Source organism: uncultured Candidatus Kuenenia sp., assembly GCF_900696675.1.
Taxonomy (GTDB): Bacteria; Planctomycetota; Brocadiia; order Brocadiales; family Brocadiaceae; genus Kuenenia; species Kuenenia stuttgartiensis_A.
This window is the reverse complement of sequence record NZ_CAADGZ010000017.1, coordinates 38,334-44,514: the sequence shown is the minus strand read 5'-3', so window position 1 is coordinate 44,514 and position 6,181 is coordinate 38,334. Positions and strand designations below refer to the sequence as shown.

Here is a 6,181-nt window from a genome sequence, read left to right as displayed (position 1 = left end):
AGCCTTTTAAAGCATTTGTATCAACGGCTAAACTTTTCCAATCGTTTGGGAAGAAAGTTCTTAGAAGATCCCAATCTTCTCTCATCATGGCTTTATCCTCCTATAGAGTGATTAGCGGGATAATTAATATAAAAATACCATGATGAATAAAATTTGTCAATAAAACAAGTTAGCGCTTATGCCCCCTGCACCCCCGCCAGCGGGGGACATTGTTTGAACAACAGGGGCATTCCCGATTTTTGGTTAACTAATTGTACATTGTAACACAAGCATCCTGCTTGTGGCATTTTACCCTCAAGCTGGAAGCTTGAGTTACTATTCTTTCCCTCCCCGCTAATGGCATTTTTACAAAAAATCGGGGATGCTCCCGTTTTGTGAGAGGCTTGGGGGGTGAAACTCCCCCTTGCCTATTCGGTGCCTTTGTGTAAAAAAAGTAACACTTTAGTTTTTTGAAAAATTCCCGGTATAGAAAAAATACCATGTAGCCCCGTTAGGGGCGGTCTGTTTGTAGCACAATAAAATTCAATAGAGTAAATAGCTCCGTAGGAGCGGCCTGTCCATATTCAGGCAGACCTGTTTAATATGGATTTACAAGAGACAGGTCGCTCCTAACGGAGCTAATATCTGTTATAATATCCTATTTTGCTACAAACAGGCTGCTCCTACGGAGCTTATAGGTAATACGTTTTTCAAAAGACTAAAATGTTACTAAAAAAAAGATTTTCGGACTAAAATTCCTATACATTTAAGGCATTTGTTTTGGGAAGTTCTGCCTGATTTCCTGTAAAATTTTATCACCGCCATTGTCCAGCATCCTTTGAGCAAGTTCGTTTCCAACCGCAGCCGCTTGATTAGCAGGTCCCTTGTGACTGTCCCGTATAGTACGTTCTCCGTCAAGCGTACAGATAACCGCTTCGAGGTGTACTTCATCATTAAGCACTTTTGCATGTGCTCCAATAGGTACCTGGCATCCACCCTGGAGTTTCGCCAATAAAGCACGTTCCGCCTCTACTGCAATCCTGGTGTGCAGATCATCCATTTTCGATAGTATTTTATTTATCCGTTCATCATCTTTGCGTATTTCTATTCCGAGTGACCCTTGTCCTACGGCGGGTAACATAATTTCGAAAGGAATGATTTCGCTGATCTGTCCGGTATAGCCTATCCTTATCAAACCTGCATGGGCAACGATAATACCATCTAAATCGTCAGCCTCGAGTTTTTTTAGACGGGTATCAAGATTGCCCCGAAGATCTACAATTTCAAAATCTGGCCTTAACGCAAGGAGTTGTGCCTTTCTGCGCAGGCTGCTGGTGCCGATACGCGCATTTCCAGGCAGTCTTTCAAGGGTGACGTTTTTCGCGCTTATGAGAACGTCGCTGGGATCAACCCGCTTTGGCATTGCACCGAGTGTTAATTTCTCAGACACCTCTGTAGGAATGTCTTTTGCGCTATGCACCGCAAGATCAATTTTCTCCTTAATCAAGGCAACTTCAAGTTCCTTGGTAAAAACGCCAACGCCTCCCAGACGTGACAACGGCACATCGGTAATCTTATCTCCGCTGGTAGATATTTTTTTTATTTCAAATTCAACACCGGGGTTTAATTTCTTGAGCTCTGAAATAACCCAATTTGTCTGGGTCAATGCAAGCTTACTTCCCCGCGATCCAACGATAATAGGTTTTCCTTTTGGCAATGCAAACACGCTCCATTTAAAAGGTTAAATAGTAATAACATGCACATGTATTTTTAACTTTATTTAGTGTTCCGATAATAGCATAATATAGTGTATGAGTCAAACTCCTTTGTTAACGGTAGGGGCGAAGCATTTGTCCGCTTTGAGTATGAACGCGTTTATGTCAATTTGTAGCAAATGCTTCGCCCCTACACTATGCGGCAAAACAGCTCCATTATTGGAATTTTTCAAAAAACTAAATTGTTACCGGGAAATGATAAAGTCAGTCGTCTTTTCATTTTCGATAAAGGAAGGAATTTATGAAAACCAGCATATTCAAAAGAATTCTTTATAGTTTGTTATTATGTATCGTTATTCAAAAGGTTTCGTTTGCAGACGCTCTTCCCTTCAGAGTATATGTGGAGGACGTACCGGGTGAGGTTTTCGTTGGAGATCAAATCCCCATAACTCTAATCATTGCCATTGATACTGGCCATTACATTTACAAGGATCAGGTAAAAATGGTAAGCAGCGAACCGTATCTCTATGAGGTTTTCTTTACAAAACTTCCTGAAGGAAAAACAAAAATAGATCCCTTTCTGGAGAAAGAGGTAAGTTTTTACGAAGGACAGGTCGCGATAGCTGCGTATGTACAATTGACGGATAATGTGCCTGAAGGCCCTTATACGATTCGCCTGAAGGTAAACTATCAGGGGTGTTCGGAGACAATTTGTTTCGCCCCAAAGACAGAGGAATTACTCTTGCCGTTAAAAATCAATTCCTCTCAGAACATGACATTCACGGGGAAAACCGAAGATGTTTCGCGTGTATTGCAAAAAGAGGAAGTAACGTCGGATGTGAGCGATATACAGAAAACCATCGAGGATAAGGGGCTTATTTTATCATTTATTTTTATTTTCCTGGCAGGAATAGGCTTAAGCTTTACCCCATGTGTATATCCAATGATTCCCATTACCGTGGCGGTAATTGGCGGACAGGCTTCCGGCGAGCAGCAGGGAAGAAGAAATTCCCTGAGGGCATTCCTACTGTCATTGATTTATGTGCTGGGCATTTCCATTGTATATGCTGCGTTGGGAGTAACGGCAGCATCAACCGGCGCACTGTTCGGCGCCGCATTACAAAGCCCGTGGGTTATTGGTTTTGTTGTGGCGGTATTTGTAGCGCTCGCAATGAGTATGTTTGGATTTTACTACTTGCGTGTCCCGTCTTTTATTTCAGACCGGCTTGGCGGTAGAACAGGAAGGGGCGTTGCCGGTGTTTTTGTCATGGGTTTGATTTCAGGGATTATCGCTTCGCCGTGTATAGGCCCTATTCTTGCAAGTTTACTGGTATATATTGCGAGTACGGGAAATATCTTTTTAGGTTTCTGGATGCTGTTTGTCTTTGCGTGGGGATTGGGCGTTCTCCTTATCGTGCTTGGGACTTTTTCAGGCGCAGTAAAGGCGCTTCCCAGGTCCGGCGCGTGGATGGAAACCGTTGAGCGGATATTCGGTTTTCTTTTGATAGGAGCTGCTTTTTATTACCTGCGGCTCATTATTCCCGAAGGCGCTTTTATTATTTTACTCGGCATTTTCCTGATTGTTGCCGCGGTTTTTTCGGGGGGTTTTGATAAATTAACCTTTGACAGCTCTCGTTTTCAGCGCGTCAGGAAATCATTTGGTCTGATAGCATTTATCTTCGGAGTATATTTTTTACTAGGTTATATGGTAAACAAAGGTTTCATTTTACCGCCGCTATTCACTGATACAAATACCAGAATTGGCAGTGTGAACAACGCGGAAATACATTGGATTACAAATGAAAAAGAGGGTTTGGAAATAGCAAAAAAGGAAGGGAAGACGGCAATAATTGATTTCTGGGCGTCGTGGTGTTCTGCCTGCATGGAATTAGAAAAAATCACGTATGTTGATCCGCAGGTAATAGAGGAGTCGGGGAAATTTGTCAATATTAAGATAGATGCTACAAACGCAGAAGATCCGGAAATAAAAAAACTTTGGAAAAAATACAAGGTTGTCGGTTTGCCAACAATAGTGTTCGTTAATAAGGACGGCGTAGTCCTGAAGGACAAAACAATAACGGGTTTTGTCGATGCAAAAAAATATTTGCAAGCGCTAAAAAGTGTGGAATAGCGCTAGTTGGCGAACGGATAGGTTTTATTTTGAAATTTTTTATAATCTTTGGCAAATAGTATGCTTAATGTCCTCTCAAAATGTAATTTATTTAAAAACACGAACTCCGAAGTAGTATAAACGGGACAAACGGAAAAAACTGCACTGCAGAAACCAAACATTTTAGGCCAATATGAATACTGCTTTATAAACAGACTACTAAAATGACACTGGCTGGAAATACTCTGATTTCTCGTGATAAGATGATACAATATTTATTAGTTCCGGGAAAACGAAATGATAAATCACAATGGTTATCCAGGGCAGGATACACTCTTTAAAACTGGTATTTGCTGAAAAATGGCTTGCATAATCAGATTTTATCGCTTGATGCCATATCCATTGAAAATACACAATACGGTCAAATGTATAAAACCAAAGGCACATTAACCGGGCCGAATGGAAAAAATTTGACAGTACATATAAATTATTTGAAGAAATTGTTTTATTAAAAGATATCCCTGAAAAAAATTGCAGAAAGGCGACGTTGCTACTATTGTTGAGTATCACCCTGTTTCTAAGGGTGAAGATGGATATTCTTTAGAAGTATTTAATGCACCTGGAGACACCATAGCTGTGATAACGGTACCTGTGTCGGCAATTGAGCCTTTAGCAGAAAACGAGATTTTTAGTATTCGTACATTGGTGGTAGAAGGAAAAGATTAAGAGACAGGGTAAATCTTCATAATTCGTAACACTTTCGTTTTATTGATGACTCCTTACGGCAAATTCTGCGACATCCGTGGAATAGCTTTAGTTAACCTTCACGGTCATTGATTTCTTCAAACAACCTACCTTAAATTTGACCTTTGCAGTCCCTTTCTTTTTCCTTGCGGTTATGGTAAATGCCGCCTGACCATTGAAGTCTGTGATACCAATGGACGGTGAAACCGATACCTGCTTCCTGCCGGCCTTATTTACTGTTACATTTATCGTCTCGCCTTCGGACGGAGAATCGTATTCGCCTGTTACCGTTACCGTCACTTCACTAACTTCCTGCCTGGCAAGTGTCAATTCTTTCGGAGATATTGTTATCGATCCCAGGCATTTCGAATCCCGAAATTGAGAAACCGTTAGTTTGACTTTGTTTATCGAACGGGCATTATTAGCATTATCTGTGCCGGTAGCAAATCCTTCATAGGATACATCCGGATTCGAAAAATAGTTGACCCTCGTGCCATTGCACGTAGCCATGACAGATCTATAAGGATAAAAGCAATAGCCGTATGAATATTCAAATACACCCGTAGCCGAGTATGCGTCAGCATGTCCGCACCCCATATTGTGTCCCATTTCATGGGCCAGGGTTTGGTCTGAACAATACGAATACCAAGAACCACTGCCAGAACTAATTTCGCCTACCTGTACCACTGAAAATGCCCAATTTTCAAACGAGCTACTCAGTGACGTCATTTGCCATGCTCTGCCACAAACATCGTTACCGGACGTATAAACCCTCAACAAAACAACAAGATCAGCGCCCAAACGATTGCGCAGGTCCGCCACGTCTGAAAAAACGCCACTCCCGTACGTTAAATCACTGAGGGCGTCCGCCGTTGTTCCGCTGTCTTCATAATCAACCTCCTCTATTCCGACAACCCGTGCAGTAAGGCCAATTTCGCTGTTTACATAGGAAGCGTTTGCTACACCGGCCAGATAACTAATCTGGGCAATAAGCTCATCACCCGGATATGCCTCCGCAAAACCATTCGTATATAAAACAAGCACGTCAAAAACCGATCCGTCATCTCTTTTTTCGGAAGAAGAACTATCCTTGATCTCTTTGTCATTCAATTTATCATAATGCGGAATCGAGCCAACGTCGTCTATGGGAGCGGCTTTTTCCGGATCGAGCTTAAAGACCCGGTGCGTGTTTGCGCCTCTGACAGGTACTATCTTGTAAACCTCGTCTTTCAGCTCAATCTGCCCAAAAAGGGCATCGCCGCAAACCGACATAATGATCGATCCTTCCCGACCTTCAGGCTTTCCAATCCATGTCACGCTTTCCTTCAACCCCCGAAGAAATGCAGTGCGTCTGACAACAATGCTATGTTCCAGAAAATCCATGCGCACCTTTTCATATGCTTCAATTTTGGATTTCAAAGGAATAAGGTTGATAATAACTTCCTGCTGACTGTCAGACATTGCAACGCCAAATACTGCATCATCAGACGTTAAATTCCCGGACACGGCAGAGGGAAAGAGGGAAACAATTTCTTCATTGCCGGCATGCACATTTAGAGACATAGCCAACAGGAAAACAACATACCACAGCATTTTTAATTGCAAAATTGTATTTTTGGGTTTAGGCATAACT

Annotated in this window: 4 protein-coding genes; 2 read left to right on the top strand and 2 right to left on the bottom strand. The window is 42.0% G+C overall.

Features of this window, described 5'->3' with window-relative positions; genetic code table 11:
• Positions 1 to 745 precede the first annotated feature (745 nt).
• Positions 746 to 1,696, bottom strand: coding sequence for a hydroxymethylbilane synthase (hemC, locus tag QZT26_RS04720; protein WP_099326801.1), 951 nt, complete (start codon positions 1,694 to 1,696; stop codon positions 746 to 748).
• A gap of 299 nt (positions 1,697 to 1,995) precedes the next feature.
• Between hemC and dsbD the strand changes: the two genes are divergently transcribed.
• Complete coding sequence (gene dsbD, locus QZT26_RS04715) at positions 1,996 to 3,825, top strand: protein-disulfide reductase DsbD (protein ID WP_164995008.1); 1,830 nt, start codon at positions 1,996 to 1,998, stop codon at positions 3,823 to 3,825.
• A 510-nt stretch (positions 3,826 to 4,335) separates the two neighbouring features.
• Positions 4,336 to 4,530 (top strand): DUF4926 domain-containing protein, encoded by a 195-nt coding sequence (locus QZT26_RS04710; RefSeq protein WP_197705271.1) that lies wholly within the window; start codon positions 4,336 to 4,338, stop codon positions 4,528 to 4,530.
• 87 nt (positions 4,531 to 4,617) lie between these two features.
• Here QZT26_RS04710 and QZT26_RS04705 read toward each other — a convergent pair whose 3' ends face one another.
• Entirely contained in the window at positions 4,618 to 6,177 is a 1,560-nt protein-coding gene (locus QZT26_RS04705) for a M12 family metallo-peptidase (RefSeq protein WP_295101004.1), read from the bottom strand.
• Between the last annotated feature and the right edge of the window lie 4 nt (positions 6,178 to 6,181).

What these genes read in the sequence shown, in the direction of transcription:
- QZT26_RS04705 (WP_295101004.1), bottom strand. Translation starts at nt 6,177, where the DNA reads ATGCCTAAACCCAAAAATACAATTTTGCAATTAAAAATGCTGTGGTAT.
- dsbD (WP_164995008.1), top strand. Translation starts at nt 1,996, where the DNA reads ATGAAAACCAGCATATTCAAAAGAATTCTTTATAGTTTGTTATTATGT.